The 15,264-nt window shown below is 24.4% G+C and carries 19 protein-coding genes; 3 read left to right on the top strand and 16 right to left on the bottom strand.

The window, feature by feature from the left end; genetic code table 4:
• The 15 genes from BU00_RS0101725 to proS form a co-directional block, all read right to left on the bottom strand.
• Positions 1–191, bottom strand: a 191-nt coding sequence (locus BU00_RS0101725; protein WP_027121230.1) for a hypothetical protein, incomplete at its 3' end; no start/stop codon positions are given.
• 163 nt (positions 192–354) lie between these two features.
• Positions 355–636, bottom strand: coding sequence for a hypothetical protein (locus tag BU00_RS05040; RefSeq protein ID WP_156926414.1), 282 nt, complete (start codon positions 634–636; stop codon positions 355–357).
• A 410-nt stretch (positions 637–1,046) separates the two neighbouring features.
• Positions 1,047–1,355, bottom strand: a complete 309-nt coding sequence (locus BU00_RS0101715) for a hypothetical protein (protein ID WP_027121228.1) — start codon at positions 1,353–1,355, stop codon at positions 1,047–1,049.
• Positions 1,321–1,941 (bottom strand): CDP-diacylglycerol--glycerol-3-phosphate 3-phosphatidyltransferase, encoded by a 621-nt coding sequence (gene pgsA / locus BU00_RS0101710; protein WP_027121227.1) that lies wholly within the window; start codon positions 1,939–1,941, stop codon positions 1,321–1,323. The genes BU00_RS0101715 and pgsA overlap by 35 nt, the downstream gene beginning before the upstream one ends.
• An 11-nt stretch (positions 1,942–1,952) precedes the next feature.
• A complete protein-coding gene (locus tag BU00_RS0101705; protein WP_027121226.1) occupies positions 1,953–2,585 on the bottom strand; it encodes an MHJ_0274 family protein in 633 nt (210 codons plus the stop codon).
• Positions 2,578–3,114: a dihydrofolate reductase gene (locus tag BU00_RS0101700; RefSeq protein ID WP_027121225.1), complete on the bottom strand. Its 537-nt coding sequence runs from the start codon at positions 3,112–3,114 to the stop codon at positions 2,578–2,580. Before BU00_RS0101700 ends, BU00_RS0101705 begins: the two co-directional genes overlap by 8 nt.
• Positions 3,114–3,467: a hypothetical protein gene (locus BU00_RS0101695; protein ID WP_027121224.1), complete on the bottom strand. Its 354-nt coding sequence runs from the start codon at positions 3,465–3,467 to the stop codon at positions 3,114–3,116. Before BU00_RS0101695 ends, BU00_RS0101700 begins: the two co-directional genes overlap by 1 nt.
• Before the next feature lie 14 nt (positions 3,468–3,481).
• Complete coding sequence (mgtE, locus tag BU00_RS0101690; RefSeq protein WP_027121223.1) at positions 3,482–4,966, bottom strand: magnesium transporter; 1,485 nt, start codon at positions 4,964–4,966, stop codon at positions 3,482–3,484.
• A gap of 1 nt (position 4,967) precedes the next feature.
• Complete coding sequence (locus BU00_RS0101685; protein WP_027121222.1) at positions 4,968–5,558, bottom strand: diadenylate cyclase; 591 nt, start codon at positions 5,556–5,558, stop codon at positions 4,968–4,970.
• A 2-nt stretch (positions 5,559–5,560) separates the two neighbouring features.
• The gene (locus tag BU00_RS0101680; RefSeq protein ID WP_027121221.1) at positions 5,561–5,794 is read right to left on the bottom strand and encodes a hypothetical protein; all 234 of its coding nucleotides are present in this window, start codon (positions 5,792–5,794) and stop codon (positions 5,561–5,563) included.
• A 139-nt stretch (positions 5,795–5,933) separates the two neighbouring features.
• Entirely contained in the window at positions 5,934–6,158 is a 225-nt protein-coding gene (locus tag BU00_RS0101675; protein ID WP_027121220.1) for a phosphopantetheine-binding protein, read from the bottom strand.
• 18 nt (positions 6,159–6,176) lie between these two features.
• Positions 6,177–6,578 carry an MHO_1590 family protein gene (locus tag BU00_RS0101670; RefSeq protein WP_027121219.1) on the bottom strand — a complete coding sequence of 134 codons (402 nt, stop codon included), beginning with the start codon at positions 6,576–6,578 and terminating at the stop codon, positions 6,177–6,179.
• On the bottom strand, positions 6,550–7,677 hold the full coding sequence (locus tag BU00_RS0101665) for a hypothetical protein (protein WP_027121218.1): 1,128 nt from the start codon (positions 7,675–7,677) through the stop codon (positions 6,550–6,552). Before BU00_RS0101665 ends, BU00_RS0101670 begins: the two co-directional genes overlap by 29 nt.
• Entirely contained in the window at positions 7,677–8,060 is a 384-nt protein-coding gene (locus tag BU00_RS04480) for an MG284/MPN403 family protein (protein WP_051521841.1), read from the bottom strand. Before BU00_RS04480 ends, BU00_RS0101665 begins: the two co-directional genes overlap by 1 nt.
• Positions 8,061–8,220: 160 nt before the next feature.
• The gene (gene proS, locus BU00_RS0101655) at positions 8,221–9,663 is read right to left on the bottom strand and encodes a proline--tRNA ligase (RefSeq protein WP_027121217.1); all 1,443 of its coding nucleotides are present in this window, start codon (positions 9,661–9,663) and stop codon (positions 8,221–8,223) included.
• Positions 9,664–9,744: 81 nt separating this feature from the next.
• Between proS and BU00_RS0101650 the strand changes: the two genes are divergently transcribed.
• Positions 9,745–12,264, top strand: a complete 2,520-nt coding sequence (locus BU00_RS0101650; RefSeq protein ID WP_027121216.1) for a UU173 family protein — start codon at positions 9,745–9,747, stop codon at positions 12,262–12,264.
• A gap of 44 nt (positions 12,265–12,308) precedes the next feature.
• On the opposite strand, the gene tuf is transcribed toward BU00_RS0101650, so the two are convergent.
• Positions 12,309–13,496 carry an elongation factor Tu gene (gene tuf, locus BU00_RS0101645; RefSeq protein ID WP_027121215.1) on the bottom strand — a complete coding sequence of 396 codons (1,188 nt, stop codon included), beginning with the start codon at positions 13,494–13,496 and terminating at the stop codon, positions 12,309–12,311.
• 338 nt (positions 13,497–13,834) lie between these two features.
• Here tuf and rplK point away from each other — a divergent pair, with 338 nt between their 5' ends.
• Together rplK and rplA are read left to right on the top strand one after the other, a co-directional pair.
• Positions 13,835–14,428 (top strand): 50S ribosomal protein L11, encoded by a 594-nt coding sequence (gene rplK / locus BU00_RS0101640; RefSeq protein ID WP_027121214.1) that lies wholly within the window; start codon positions 13,835–13,837, stop codon positions 14,426–14,428.
• 2 nt (positions 14,429–14,430) lie between these two features.
• Positions 14,431–15,126: a 50S ribosomal protein L1 gene (rplA, locus tag BU00_RS0101635; RefSeq protein WP_027121213.1), complete on the top strand. Its 696-nt coding sequence runs from the start codon at positions 14,431–14,433 to the stop codon at positions 15,124–15,126.
• Positions 15,127–15,264: the final 138 nt, after the last annotated feature.

Genomic DNA, 15,264 nt, shown 5'->3' with positions numbered 1-15,264 from the left:
TGATTTGATTTTTTTGTAGTATTTAATTCTCAATATTTATTAGTAATTTTGATGTCTTCTTTTGTTAATTTACTAATTTTAAAATGAAAATTTTTCTTTTTATAAGAAGTTTTTTCTCTTCTAAAATGTCCATTAATTTCAACACAAATAATGTTATTAATTTGTTTATTTTTATGATTTAAATTTATCATATATAATTCACTTGTCCTTTCACTTTTTACTATTACTATATTTTATCAGATGGGACAAAAAGTCACGAGCAAGCTCGAAACTTGCATCGTGACTTTTTAATTGACGAAATTATTTGGTGTATTTGTTTCAGGAAAACAAAACATAAACTTTCAATTATTATTGTTATATTTCTGAAATAACTTCTTGATATAAATCATAAAAAATGCCTGGTTTTAGTACCTCATTATTAAAATATGTTATATCTTCAACATATGTTATTATAAGAATTATTTTTAGTTTTTTATCTTTTATACTACTAAATGTTTTATTCGAAAATTTTACTCCAAATAAATTGTTATCTCTTAAATTTGGATATCTTTTTTTTAAAAATGATAATGGACCTATTAAATGTATAAAACTTAATTCAGAATTTAAATTAAATTGATATTTTTCTCTTTTTTTCAAAATATCATTGTATATATAATAAGAATTTGATAAAAGGTTATTTTTATCTCTTTTTATCTTTAAATTTCTTATTATAAAAAAACAACTAAAAATTATATTAATACCAAAAAGTAGTTCTGAAAATAAAATAAAAATTAATATATCTAATGAAAGTTTTTTACCTAAAAAATCAAAATTTTTAAAATAAAGAAATTTTATACAAATAAGAATTATAAAACTAAATAAATAAAATAAATTAATAAAAAATAATGTTTTTGTATTTTTTTGATAAATATTAAGAACATATAAAAATATTTTGTCACTTATTTTTTTGTTGTGAAAATAATTTTTATATAAAATGGTTTCACAATGAATTAATGGTTTGTGTTTTTTAAAAAAATAAAAAAACAGAAAAAGTATGATCATTTTTGTTATCCAAGATTATCTTCTTTTATATTATTTCTAATTTTCTTAATATATCAACCTCTTTTTGGATTGTAAACTTTTTGTAATCCATTAATCATTAATTCAAAATCACTCATTTTTAAAAAATCCTGAATAGTTTTGTAATCATTTGTTTTTAGGTTTTTAAAAATTAAATTTTTACCAACTCTACGATTATTGTTATATTCACTATATTTTTTTGATAAATATAAATAAATATTATAAACAAGAATATGAATTCAATTATAGTTTATAACCATTTTAATTTTTAACAAATTTCCAGATTTTTTTGCCATAATCAAAACCTGAATAGATTGATATAAATAAAACTATAATTGTTGGTATATTAACTAAATAAATATCTACAAACATATGACTAAGAGTTATAGCATTAGCAGAACTAAGTGAGATATCATAAATAAATATATATATGATAACAAATGTTTGACCAAAGGTTTTTAGTTTTCCTCAAATACTTGCTTCATACTTCACGTTATTTTTTACCATTACCACTCTAAATGCATCAACACAAATATCCCTTACTATAAAAATTACTGTTATTCAAAATGGTATGATATGCATTGCTGATAAGAAAATAAATGTGGAACTAGTTATAACTTTATCAGCGATTGGATCAAAAAGTTTTCCAAAATTTGAAACAACATTTCACTTTCTTGCTAAATAACCATCTAAAAAATCAGAAAACATTGCTAATATAAAAATAAGTAAAGCTAAAATCATTGTTGTTTTTCTTGATTCAATGTTTTCTAAACTGTTATAAACATAAGAAAGGATCATAAAAATAATGAGCGGAATAAATAACAACATCCTTAGAATGGTTAAATAATTTGGAATATTTTTTTGTTCTATTTTTTTAAACATAATCCCTCTTATTAGTTTTTAATACCTAATTTAGATAAGTATAATGAATTAACTTCATTAAACAAATCTTCTTTTGTCTTTAAACTTTCTATTTCAGTTTCTTTTGACTCTTTTGCTTCATGTAATGATGAATTTATATTATTGTTAAAATATAAAATTGCATTATTTTCAAGTTTTTTATCCCACATATTTGAGTTTAAATCTTTTAATAAAATAATGTTGTGTAGCAAATCTTTATATAAAGGATTTTCTTTAATATAGTTTTTAAATTCAAAGGTATCCATCATTTCCTCAATAGTGCTTTTGGCCGCATTATTTAAATCTTTCATTTTATATTGGCCAATACTTACAACAAATTCTTCATGTTGTTTATTGTTGATATCTATTAAGCACAAAATTTTTTGAATTATTTCATATCTGAATACCTTTGCTTGTTTTTCAAATTCAATTGCTGCTAATTTTGTTTTTTTTCTTTTTTGTCTTTCTTTAATTGATTGATATGCGAATCAACCTAATAATAAAACTACTAAAAAACCAAAAATAACTCATATAATAACATTTGCTGAATTACCAGATAAATTAGCTAAGGCGCTTGAATTTGTTTGTGTATTAGTAGAATTCGTTTCTGCAAAATATTTAATCATCGATCTTCTCCTTTTTAAGTTGTAAAATTTCTATTTTTTCATCTTTATAAATAAGTTTTTTATTGCTAAAACCTTTAAATAAATCAATATTTATGAATTTTTTTGTTTTAACATCTGTATTTAATATTTCGTCATATTCATTAATTATAGTTTGAAAAATATAATTACTATAAACTAAAAACGTTTCATAAATAAATTGTCCACCACAGATATATATATCATTTACATTATTATTAAATTGTAAAATAAATTTTTTTGCACTATCTAGCGAATAAAAAGTTTTTGTAATGTATTTTGAATATTTATGATCTAAATTTTCTTGAAAAGTATTTATAACATAAATCTCTGTATTTTTTGCTTTTTCAAAAAATTTTTTTGGTAGATTAAAAAATGTATTAGAACCCATAATAATTTTGTTATTTTTAATTTTTGAATAAAAAAAGTTTAAATCTGCTGAATTTTTTCAAGGTAGTTTATTGTCTATACCAATTAAACCTTTTTTGTCCATTGCTAAAATAGAAATTATCATTATTTATGTTTAATACTTAGTTTTCAGTTAAATTCTTTTTCTACTAAACATTTATCTTTAATTTCTTGCTCAAGTTCTGATAAAGTTGGTATTTTATTTTCTTCTGGATTTTTATTAACATCAAGAATAATTTTATAAAGTAAATCCGAAACTGCTTTTCTATCAAGTTTAGTTTGTGATTCAGGTTTTACATAAATTATTTTTCCACCATTTGATAATCTTTCATTAATTTCAACATCGGTTCCTTTTAATAAGTCTTTAACTTCTTTTTTAATGTTTTTAGCTTCTGCATCTAAACGTAAAAACTCTTCTGCTAAAATTTTTAGTTTTTCAATATCTACTGTTTGTTTCATTTTTCTCCTTATTTTTAAATTAAATTTCCTAATCTTGCTAAATATAAAACTAAAATATTTAAACCAAAAAATATTAAAGTTGATAGTGCGTCGCTTAATGTTGTTAATATAGGTGCAGACATAACGGCTGGATCTTTTTTAAATTTAATAGCTACAAGCGGTATTACTGTACCTAAAAATTTTGCAAAAATTACAACCAATCATAAAGAAATTGAACTAGCAATAATAATAAAAGATAACGCTGTTCAATTTTCTTTTCCATTAGTAAAAGCATCTGCTCTAAATGATGGTATTAAATAATATAAATAAAGTCTTGCAACATTAACTAAAAACATAATCGCACCAATTGAAGTAGCTACTAACAGTTCTTTTAATATTACTTTTTTATATTGTGAACTTTCAAATTCACCAAGGGCCGCTGATCTTGTGACAGTTGTTGTAGACTGAGAACCAGCATTACCTGCGGAACCACTAATAATTGGAATAAGTGAAACTATTATAGCAGTTGATATTGTAACACCTAAACCCTCTATAAAGTTTTCACTAATAGTAGTAAATTTTTGAATAATATATTGTGATAAGGTAGCGGATAACATTAAAATGATTAATCATAATATTCTAGATTTAATGATACTTTTAATAGATGTTTTTAAATAACTTTCTTCCGAACCAGATGAATTAATACCAGCCATTTTATAAATATCTTCTGTTGCTTCATCTTGGATAACATCAATAATATCATCAGATGTTATCATACCAATTAGTCTTTTATCATTTGAAACAACTGGCAAAGAAGATCTGTCGTGCCCTGAGAAAACTCTTGCTGCATTTTCTTTATCATCAGTTGGATAAACCATAGTAACGGCACTATATAAATCATCTAATATAGTATTTTCATTTGAAAAAACAAGTTCTTCAAGAGTTATATCACCAATAAGTTTTCAATCCTTGTCAACAATATAAAAATTATGTCCCATTGTATAGTTTTGATTATAATCGCTTTTGATTTTTTTTAAGGCTTGTTTACATGTTCAATCAGATTTTAGGATGGAAATATCAACACGCATTATACTTCCAACTTGTTCTGAATTATATAGAAGCAATTGATTGATTTTATCTCTTCTTTCTTTTGGAGTTTGAGACAAGATTTTTCGCATTAAATTTGCTGGTAATTCTTCAAGAACATCCACAAGTTCACTTGTATCAAGTTCTTGTAAAACTTTTTCACCAAGTTCATCTGAAAATAAACTAACTAATCTTGTTTTAGTATCATCTTCTAAATATGAAAAAACTTCTGCAGCATCTTCTGTTTTTAAAACCCTTAAAACATAAAGTCTATCTTCATCACTTATTTCTGGATTTTCTAAAACTAAAGAGAAATCAGCATACGGGGTTTTTTCAATTAAATCACGTATTTTTTTAACACTTTTTTGGTTTAAAAGGTCTTTTAATTCATCAAGTAAAATATCAATATTTATTTCTCTTATTTCATCATTCATTTTAACCCTTTAGATATTTAATAAGTTGTTCTTGAAATTCTTCAATTTTCACAACATTTATAAATTGATTTTTAAAAATTCTTATGTTTCCGTTTTCTTCTGAAACAACAATTGTTGTTGCATCAGATTGTTCAGAAATCCCTAGTGCTGCTCTGTGTCTTGAACCAAATTCTGATGATACCGATCTACGTGTAATTTTGTAAAATGTTGAAGCATAATAAATTTTATTAGCTCTTATAATAACTGCTCCATCATGAAGTGGTGAATATTTATTAAAAATAGATATTAATAATGAACTTGAAATATTAGCATTTAAAACAATACCATCAGTTCTTAAAGTATCTAAATTATCATTGTTTTCTATTGTTATCAATGCACCAATTCTGTGTTCTGATAAAAATTCAACTGTTTCTCTTAATTGATTTATTAACCTTATCTGACTACTTATACCTAGCTGTTCATAGTGAGTTCTTTTAAATATTTTCTTTCAAAGTTCAACAAAATGCGATTTTGTTAAAACAAATATAACTATTAAAACTAGTATAAAAGTAACTGAACTAAAAACTAATGTTAAAATTAATAATAAATTCATTTTTAACCTTTTTTCGCAATATATAAAGCAATTATAAGAAGGACAGCAATTATGATAATTGTAATAGTACTATAAATTAAATTTTTAAAAATATCTCTTTTATAAAAAGGTAATAAATTTTGATTATTTTTATATTCTTTTTTCTTTAATTCGTTTTCATATTTAGCTATAGCATAAGAAATTTCATCTTTTCTAAATTCTACATTTTTATTATTTTTTTGATTATTTTTATCCATATAAACCACCTTTATTTAATTTTATTAAATTTTACTTAATTTTTATCTTTTTTAAAATAAGTTAAGATAAAAAGATATCAATTAAGTAAAAAATACCACAAAATTTAAGTGGTACTTTTTACTTAATTTATAAATTATTTTAATTAATTTTGGAAGAAACTATTCTAACAATATCTTTTACAAATTTTATTGACATTAATTCTTCATCGGTTATAGTAATATTAAACTCTTCTTCTGTATCGATTATTATTTCAGCAACATCTAATGAGTCAATGTTTAGTTTTTTAATATCGTCATCAAGAAAAACTTTTTTCTTTGCGATTTGTGAAACTTTTTCTAAAACTAAGTTTTCTATATTTTTCATTTTTTCATTATATCATAATTAAAAACTTATTTGGTATGTTTTGTGCCTTTTGATCTCTTTGTTTTTGTATGTAAAATAAATTTGTAATGTATTATTATCTATATATTTATAATCAAATAAAACTAAACCTTCATCAACATTTAATTTTAAAAGAATATTTTTGATAATATTATTAATTGATTCTTGTGATAAATTCTTTTCATCTTTTTTTAATTCACTCTTAATATAATCAATGTCTAATTCAGGAAATATAAAAGTGGTGCTATTTGATTCTTGAATTAGTTTTTTATTTGTTTCTATTTTTTTCTCTTTTTTGCTTAAAAAAAGATAAATTAAAGAAGAAATAACTGCTGAACAGAATAATATAGAAAATAAATAAATTTTGATTTTTTTAAAGATCTTCTTTTTTCTTTGGTTCAATTCAAAAGTCTTCTAAAACAAAAGTGTTTTTTATTATTCTGTTTAGTTCTCTTATCTCAATTTGATATTTAAAATTTTCTTCTGAAAAATCTAAAAGTGAATCAAAACTTTCTATTTTTATTTTTCTGATAGTTTTTTTATACGAATTTCGAGAATCTTTTAAATTGGTGCTTTTTAAAAAATTTATCGTATAGTTTTTTAAATTAAGTTGTAGAACATTATTTAAAATGCCATTAAACTTGTAAGGTATTTTAAGAGTTTTATAACTTTGTATATCTTCCGATTTTTCTATTAAGATATTTTTTTCATCTGTTTTTAAAAGATCATTTATCTCAAGTATATAAGTAATTTCGTTTTCTTTAATGTTATTAAAAATTTTATTTGATAAATTAATACCATTTTTAATAGAACTGATTTTATTATCTAGGAAGAACTTTGAGGAATCTATTAAATATTTATTAATTATTTTTTTATTTTTAAGTAATTTGTTAATGTTGTCTTGAGGTTTGTCTAAAATTATTTTAATATATGCTATAGCTTTTTGATTTTCAATATTTTGTATTTCATTTCAATCAACATATATATTGAAATACTTTTTATAATGGTAAAAAGTATTTTTAGAAATTAGAAACGTATTTATAAAAGGAATTTTTATTTTATCTATTGAAGATATACTTTGATAATTAATTTTATTTTCATTTTCAGAATTAATAATAGTAATTATATTTTTATAATTTTTTCACTTATTTTGGTAAAAATACAAATTTTCTATTTTTATTGAATTTATTTTAGTTTCGAGTTTATCGTTAAATTCAATAACTTTTGTGCCTTTAGATGGTTGTATTTCAGTAATAAGAATATCGTTTATGTAAATATTAAATTTAAATTGGTGCATTAATAAAAACTCACGATTTTCCTTAAAATCTAAAACCAAAATAGGTTGTTTATTATATAAAGTTTTAATATATGAAACTTCAAGATTTCAGGCATCAATTTTATCGATGCTTGAATCACCAAAGTCTTCATTAGTATAAAATATTTGTGTTTTATATGTTTCTAAATTAATTGTTTGCGTTTTTCTATCTAAATCAAAAATCATTATAAGAATGCTGAATAATAATCTAAAAAGTTTCTGATTGCTATTTTTCTTCTTTTATAAAAAGTTGTTTTTGAAAAATATTCTAAGTATCATTCTTTATCTTTAATGGTGTTTTCATCATTAAAACATTTTTCAATAATCCAAGAGTCTTCACTACTAAGATTTGATAATATGGTATTTATTAAACTGTTACTTTCATCATAATAATCCTTTAATTGAATTATTCTTTCATCAAGTTCTAAGTCTTTTTTAAATACTTTTTTGCTAAAACTTTGCTTTAATTTAATTTTTGCTAAAAGTTGTTTTATGTCTCTACGAAAGTTAAATATTGCGTGCATCATTTTAGCACCTTGTTTTTCTAGTTTTTCAATTTCTTTTTCCATAAGCCTTTATTAATTGCTTTCAATTGTTTAGGGAGCAAACGCACCAAATTTGCTCCCTAATATAGTTATAAATTATTTATAAAAAAATAAAAGAAAATAAATAAAAAGAGGCAAAATTTATTGTTTTTCCCTCTTTTTATGAAAAATTTTTCACATTTTTTTAATATGCTTTTGCAAAAATAACATACCTATTTGTCTTTTGATCACAATCATCCATAGCACAATCTGCTATTTCATCTGGTTTATCAAGGTCTTTTATAGGAATACAACGCGCTGTTGCACCTGTTTCTTCTTTGATTCTTTCTTCCTGATAATCACCACAGCAAAATGGTATTAAAACAAATTTATTATTGTTTATTTCTTTTTTAAAATCTTCATAATTATCAACTTTTACAATGTTATTTTCAAGACGCTCTTTTGCTTTTTCATATAAATTATTATGAATATGGCTTAAAAGTTGTCCAACTCTTGTTTTAACATTAGAAATATTAACCAATTCTTTTTCAAGAGTATCTCTTCTTACAATTAAAACTTGATTTTGTTCAAGATCTCTTGGTCCAATTTCAATTCTGAGTGGAACACCTTGAATTTCACTATTTGATGCTTTAAATCCTGGATTTTTATTATTTGAATCAATTTTAACTCTAAATTTTGTATTTAAAGATTTATAAATTTGTTTTGCAATTTTTGAGACCTTAGGATCTTTTTGCGCAAACAATTCAAGGATATCGACCTGTGTAGGAGCAACTTTTGGTGGTATTATAATTCCACGGTTATCACCATGTGTCATGATGATTGCACCTATTAATCTTGTTGTAATTCCTCATGAAGTTTGATAAACATAATCTTTTTTATTTTCTTTATTTTTAAAAGTTATTTCGTATGGTTTTGAAAAATTTTGTGCTAAGTAGTGACTTGTTCCTGCTTGTAATGCTTTACCATCTTTCATCATTGCTTCAACAGTATAAGTTGAACAAGCACCAGCAAATTTTTCTCTTGGGGTTTTTCTTCCTACTATTGTTGGTATTGCTAAAAAGTTTTTTAAAAATTTAGCATAAACATTTATCATTTCTCTTGTAAGTTTTCTTGCTTCTAAATTATCTGAATGACAAGTATGACCTTCTTGCCATAAAAATTCTCTTGTTCTTAAAAATGGATTAGTTGTTTTTTCTCATCTTAAAACATTTGCTCATTGATTATAAATAATTGGTAAATCATTGTATGAATCAATTGATTTTTTAAATAATTCAGCAAATAAAACCTCAGAAGTAGGTCTGATAAAAAGTTTTTCAGTTAATTGTTTTTCTCCAACTGCTGTTACAGTAGCTAATTCTGGATTAAAACCTTTTACATGTTCTTTTTCAAGTTCAAAAAGTGATTCAGGAATTAGTAATGGCATATATACATTTTCAATTCCTTTTGATTTAAAAATATCATTCATTTCTCTTTGGATAATTTCTCAAATTCCATAAGAATTTGGTTTATATACCATGAAACCTTTTACTGAAGAATAAGACATTAGATTACCATTTTTCACAACATCGGTATATCATTTTGCAAAATCTTGTTCCATTGGTGTTATTTTATTTAATTCTTTACTCATATTTTTATATTATACAATTTTAATTGTATAATAAACTAAAAAGTGTGTTAAAATAATATTTTTTTAATTTTTAGGAGCAAAATGAAAAAAGAAATCGAAATAAATTGATCTATATTTAAAAATGTTCTTTCACTAAACCCTGCTTTAATTTTTAATTCACAAAATTTTGAAGAGTTTATGATTCAAAAAATAAATCAAAAGAATTCTCAAAATGATAATTATGAATTAGAAAATGATGAAGACTTAGATGATGAAGAAAATGGTGAATTTAAATATTTTGCTGAATTTGAACAAATTGGAAGTTTGAATGAACTACATAATCTTAATTCAATATTTGAAATAGATAAAGAAGATGATGTTTCAGATAGTTTTATTCAAATTAGATATGATAATTATTTAAATTATAAAAAAAATGCAATTAATTTTTTAATCAAACAAAAACAATATAGTTCTTTAGAAATTGAATATATAAGTTTAACTTCTAAAAAAGATTCTAAATTTATAACTACATTAAACTTTATTAATAATTCAGATAAAAAACTTTTGATCGATCCTTATGTTGCTTGAACTTTTGATCAAGATCAAGAAATAAAAATAAACTATGGTTTGGGTTCCCTTGCATTAGAAAAAACTAAAAATGGTTTAGTATTATATTTTCTTTCTTATTCAACAAAATCTAAATTTGAGTTATATTATAAGTCATTTTATGCTTATAACTTATTTAAAAATAACGGAATTGAATTGTATGATATTCAAACCATTGTTATTGACCCTGTTTTTAAACATTATGCAGAAATTAAAAAAAATGAGCTTGAATTTAATTTTTCAAGAGCGGCATCTAAAACTACTTCTGCATTTAAAAATGGTAAAAACACAAATGTTGATGAAAAATTATTAAGTGTTTTATCGGGTTTAAGGCAATGTGGTATTATTGAATCTTTAATCGGCTCATATGCTTTAAATAGTGGAAAAATGGATGCTGTTTTTTGTGATGTTAGTACAATAGATGAAATAAATAAAACTTCTTTTATAACAGTTGCAAAAACAAGAAACTTTGCAAATAATACATTAAGTTTAGAAAAAGAAATATTACAAGTGTATAAAACCAATGATCAAGATATTTTAAAACTATCAAATAAACTTAAAAATGATCAAGATCTCAAAATTCCTTTTAAATTAACTTATAAAAAAGAAATAATGGATATAAAACCTTTTACTTGATACAATAAATTGGTTTTAAGTAGTTATAAAAGATATGGTAACTCTGTTAATATTAATGATATTAAATATTTTGCTCAATTTAATCCTAGTATTGAAGAGGACTATAATGATTTAATTCAAATTTTAGATAAATTTATAGAAAATAATTTAGTAATTCATAATATAGACAATGATTCAAATTTTTACATTGATAAACTAAATAAAGATGGAAAAAATATTAAAAATTTAGTTTTCGAAAATGAATTAGGAGAAGAATTTAAAATACTTGCTGGTGGTTATTATTCAAAACAAGCAAAAAATAATGTCTTATTATGAAATAAAGCAAATAAAGATTTTTTTAATAAAGAAGAATATTTTAATGTTAATACATTAAACCTTATTAAAGAACTACATATTAAGGATGCAAAAATTTGTTGATATGACTATGAAGGTTTTTCTGATATATTCCCTGTTTTAGATGGTGTTCCTGCTTATAATCAAGTTGTTAATCAAGTTTCAATTATTGTTACACAAAACGGAAACGAAATTTTAAAAGAAAACATTGTTTTAGATCCTAAAACAATGGATTTAAAAGATTTAGTACAAATGCTTTTTAAAATAGCATCAGATAATAATTATTTTGTTGTATATAACAAAAATTATGAAAATACAAGAAATAAAGAAATAGCAAAACTTGTTAGGCAGAAGTGTTTACAAAATGATCAAAAATTTATTAATTGATTTTTAAATTACACAAAACAAGAAACAATTAATGCTGCAATTATTTATTTTGAGATTAATACATTAAATAAAATTAATAATAATACAATAGATTTAGCTGATATTTTTGCAAAAAGAGATCCATTAACTACTAAAGCAGAAGTGTTAGATAATGTTAAAATACTAAACTTTAACAACAGTGAAGTGATAACTAAAAACGTTGCGCAAAATGATTTAGAATCATTTATTTCTAAAAATGGTTTTGGAAGCAAAATAAAAGAGTTGAAATTTATTAATATTCACTTCTTAAAACATTTTTATTCTATTAAAAAAATTGAAAACCTTATTACTGAATCGGGTTTTTTACTTAAAACTTTAATCACACCTTATAAAGATTTAGTTATAAAAAAAGGTACTATGGCTATGCTTGAAGCACAAAATAGATTTTATGGTGCAACAAGTGATATTATTTGAGAAAACAATATTGTTCCAGAACTAAAAAAATATTGTGAAAATGACGTTAAAGCAATGATAATGGTTTACGAATTTATTATGTTTATAGCGAGAATGTGTTTTTCAAATATTGATGATTTTGAATATCAACTTGATAAAGAAAACATCCAAAATATAAAGTATGTAGCTAAAAATGATAAAATCACCATTGAAAGTGTTTCAAATTAAAAAAGGATATAAAAAAGATTAGTTTAACTAATCTTTTTTTAATACTATTTAATAATTTTTGTAACTGTACCAGCACCAACTGTACGTCCACCTTCACGGATTGAGAATTTTGTTCCTTCTTCAACCGCGATAGGAGCGATTAATTTAACTGTTAAGTTAACGTTATCACCAGGGATAACCATATCACGTCCAGCTTCGAATTCTACTCCACCAGTAACGTCTGTTGTACGGAAGTAGAATTGTGGTTTATAGTTTTTAAAGAATGGTGTGTGACGTCCACCTTCTTCTTTTTTAAGAACATAGATTGCCGCTTCAAATTCTGTGTGAGGAATAATTGAACCTGGTTTAGCTAAAACTTGTCCACGTTCTACTTCTTCACGGTTTACCCCACGAAGTAATAACCCAGCGTTATCTCCTGCAAGAGCTTGTTTAAGGTTTTTACGGAACATTTCAATTCCAGTAACAACTGTTTTTTTAGTAGGTTTTAAACCAACGATTTCAACTTCATCGTTTAAGTTTAATGTTCCACGTTCTACACGACCTGTAGCAACTGTTCCACGTCCTGTAATTGTGAAAACATCTTCAACAGCCATTAAGAATGGTTTATCAAATTCTTTAACTGGAGTTTCAATGTATGAGTCAACTGCATCCATTAATTCCATAATTTTTTCTTCATAAGCAGCATCTCCTGCTAAAGCCTTAGCAGCTGATCCACGAATAATTGGAGCATTATCTCCGTCAAATCCGTATTCTGAAAGAAGACTACGAATTTCGAATTCTACTAATTCGATCATTTCTTCTTCACCTTCTAACATATCACATTTGTTTAAGAAAACAACGATACGAGGAACACCAACTTGTTTAGATAAAAGAATGTGTTCACGTGTTTGAGGCATAGGTCCATCTGTTGCAGCAACAACTAAGATAGCTCCATCCATTTGAGCAGCACCTGTAATCATGTTTTTAACATAGTCAGCGTGACCAGGACAGTCAACGTGAGCATAGTGACGTTTTTCTGTTTGGTATTCAATGTGTGATGTATTAATTGTAATACCACGTGCTCTTTCTTCTGGTGCATTATCGATAGAAGCATAATCACGAGCTTCTGAAAGTCCTTTTTTAGCTAAAACTGTAGCAATAGCAGCTGTTAAAGTAGTTTTACCGTGGTCAACGTGTCCAATTGTACCAACATTAACGTGTTCTTTACTACGATCGAAATCTAATTTTGCCATATTATTATGTAATTCCTTTCTGAATTTTTTATTTAATTTTTTATATTTTATTTTAATTTGTTGTCTTAGCGCTAAAACCAACCTAAGTCTAGTCTTTCATCTAGATCCTGTCCAAAAATTAAAGCATTAAGATAATTTTATTTTTTAAAAATTATTAACATATTTTAGCATATTTTAAAGTTTTTAATAAAAAGAAATTTAAAGCAAAACCTTAAAAACTTTTTTGTATTTTAGACTTTTTTTATTATAATAAAAAAGCAATATTTTATGTTATTGCCTCTTCTAGTGGGAGATACTTATATATCGCTAGACCACAATATCGAAAGGATACAAATTTTATGGCAAAAAAAGAAATACAACGTATTGCTAAATTGCAATTCCCTGCCGGTAAAGCTAAACCAGGACCAGCTCTTGCTGGTGTTGGTGTAAATATGCCAGAATTTACAAAAGCTTTTAACGACGCAACAAGAAACAGAGGTGACGAACCAGTTCCTGTACAAATTACAGTTTATAAAGATAAAACTTTTGAATTTAAATTATTCACTTCACCTGCTTCATACAAAATTAAACAAGCTGCTAAAATTGAATCAGGATCAAAAAACGCTAAAACAACAATCGTGGCAACAATTTCAAAAGATCAATTAAGAGAAATTGCTGAATATAAATTACCAGACTTAAACACAAATGATATCGATGCTGCTATGGCTACAATTGCTGGAACAGCAAAACAAATGGGTGTTTTAGTTGAAGGTTATGACGATATCTTTAAAGCTAAAGCCGCTGCTAAGGCTGCTGCTAAGGCTGCAAAATTAGCTGCTGCTAAAGAAGCTGCATTAGAAGCAGATTTAGCTAACTTAGCTGAAACAAAAGGTCAAGGTATTGAAGTTAAAACAATAAGCGATGAAGAAAGAGAACAAGGAGAAGAAAACTAATTATGGCAAAACATTTATCAAAAAATTTAAAAAATGCACGTGAATCATTTGATAGAACAGTTGCTTATGATTTAGAAGAAGCTATTGCTCTTGCTAAAAAAACTTCATATGCAAAATTCGATGCTTCAATCGATCTTGCATTTAACTTAAACCTTGATGTTAGAAAAGCGGATCAACAATTACGTGGTGCTGTATTATTACCACACGGTACTGGAAAATCTGTTAGAGTTTTAGTAGCAACAAACAACCCTGAAAAAGCAAAATTATCTAAAGAAGCTGGAGCAGATATTGTTGTTGATGGACAAGCATTAGAACAAAAAATTAAGGAAGATGACTTTAACTTTGATGTTATGGTTGCTGACCCAGCAATGATGCCATTATTAGGAAAATACGGTAAAAAATTAGGACCAAAAGGTTTAATGCCAAATCCTAAAACAGGTACTGTAACTCCTACTCCTGAAAAAGCAGTTGAAGAACTTAAAAAAGGTAAAGCAAACTATCGTACAGATAAAGCAGGAATTGTTCACTCATTAATCGGAAAAGCAAGTATGTCAAACGAAGCGTTAGTAGAAAACGCAAAAACACTTATTTCATTAATTAAAAAATTAAAACCAGCTGCTGTTAAAGGAACATATATGTTAAACTTAACAGTGTCAGCATCAATGGGACCAAGTGTTAAAATTAAAATTGAAAAATAATTCAAATTCCAAAAATAGAAATTTAAAATTTCTATTTTTTTATTCTTTTTACTCTTAAAATATCTAAATATAATAAAATATATTTATAAATGGAGGATTATGGAAACAAAATTATTAGAAACATATAAAAAACAATTA

The sequence above is a fragment of the Mycoplasma leonicaptivi ATCC 49890 genome (genome assembly GCF_000622205.1).
Taxonomy (GTDB): Bacteria; Bacillota_I; Bacilli_A; order Mycoplasmatales; family Metamycoplasmataceae; genus Mycoplasmopsis; species Mycoplasmopsis leonicaptivi.
The sequence above is the reverse complement of the archived record's forward strand: the minus strand, read 5'-3'. Positions and strand labels throughout refer to the sequence as shown.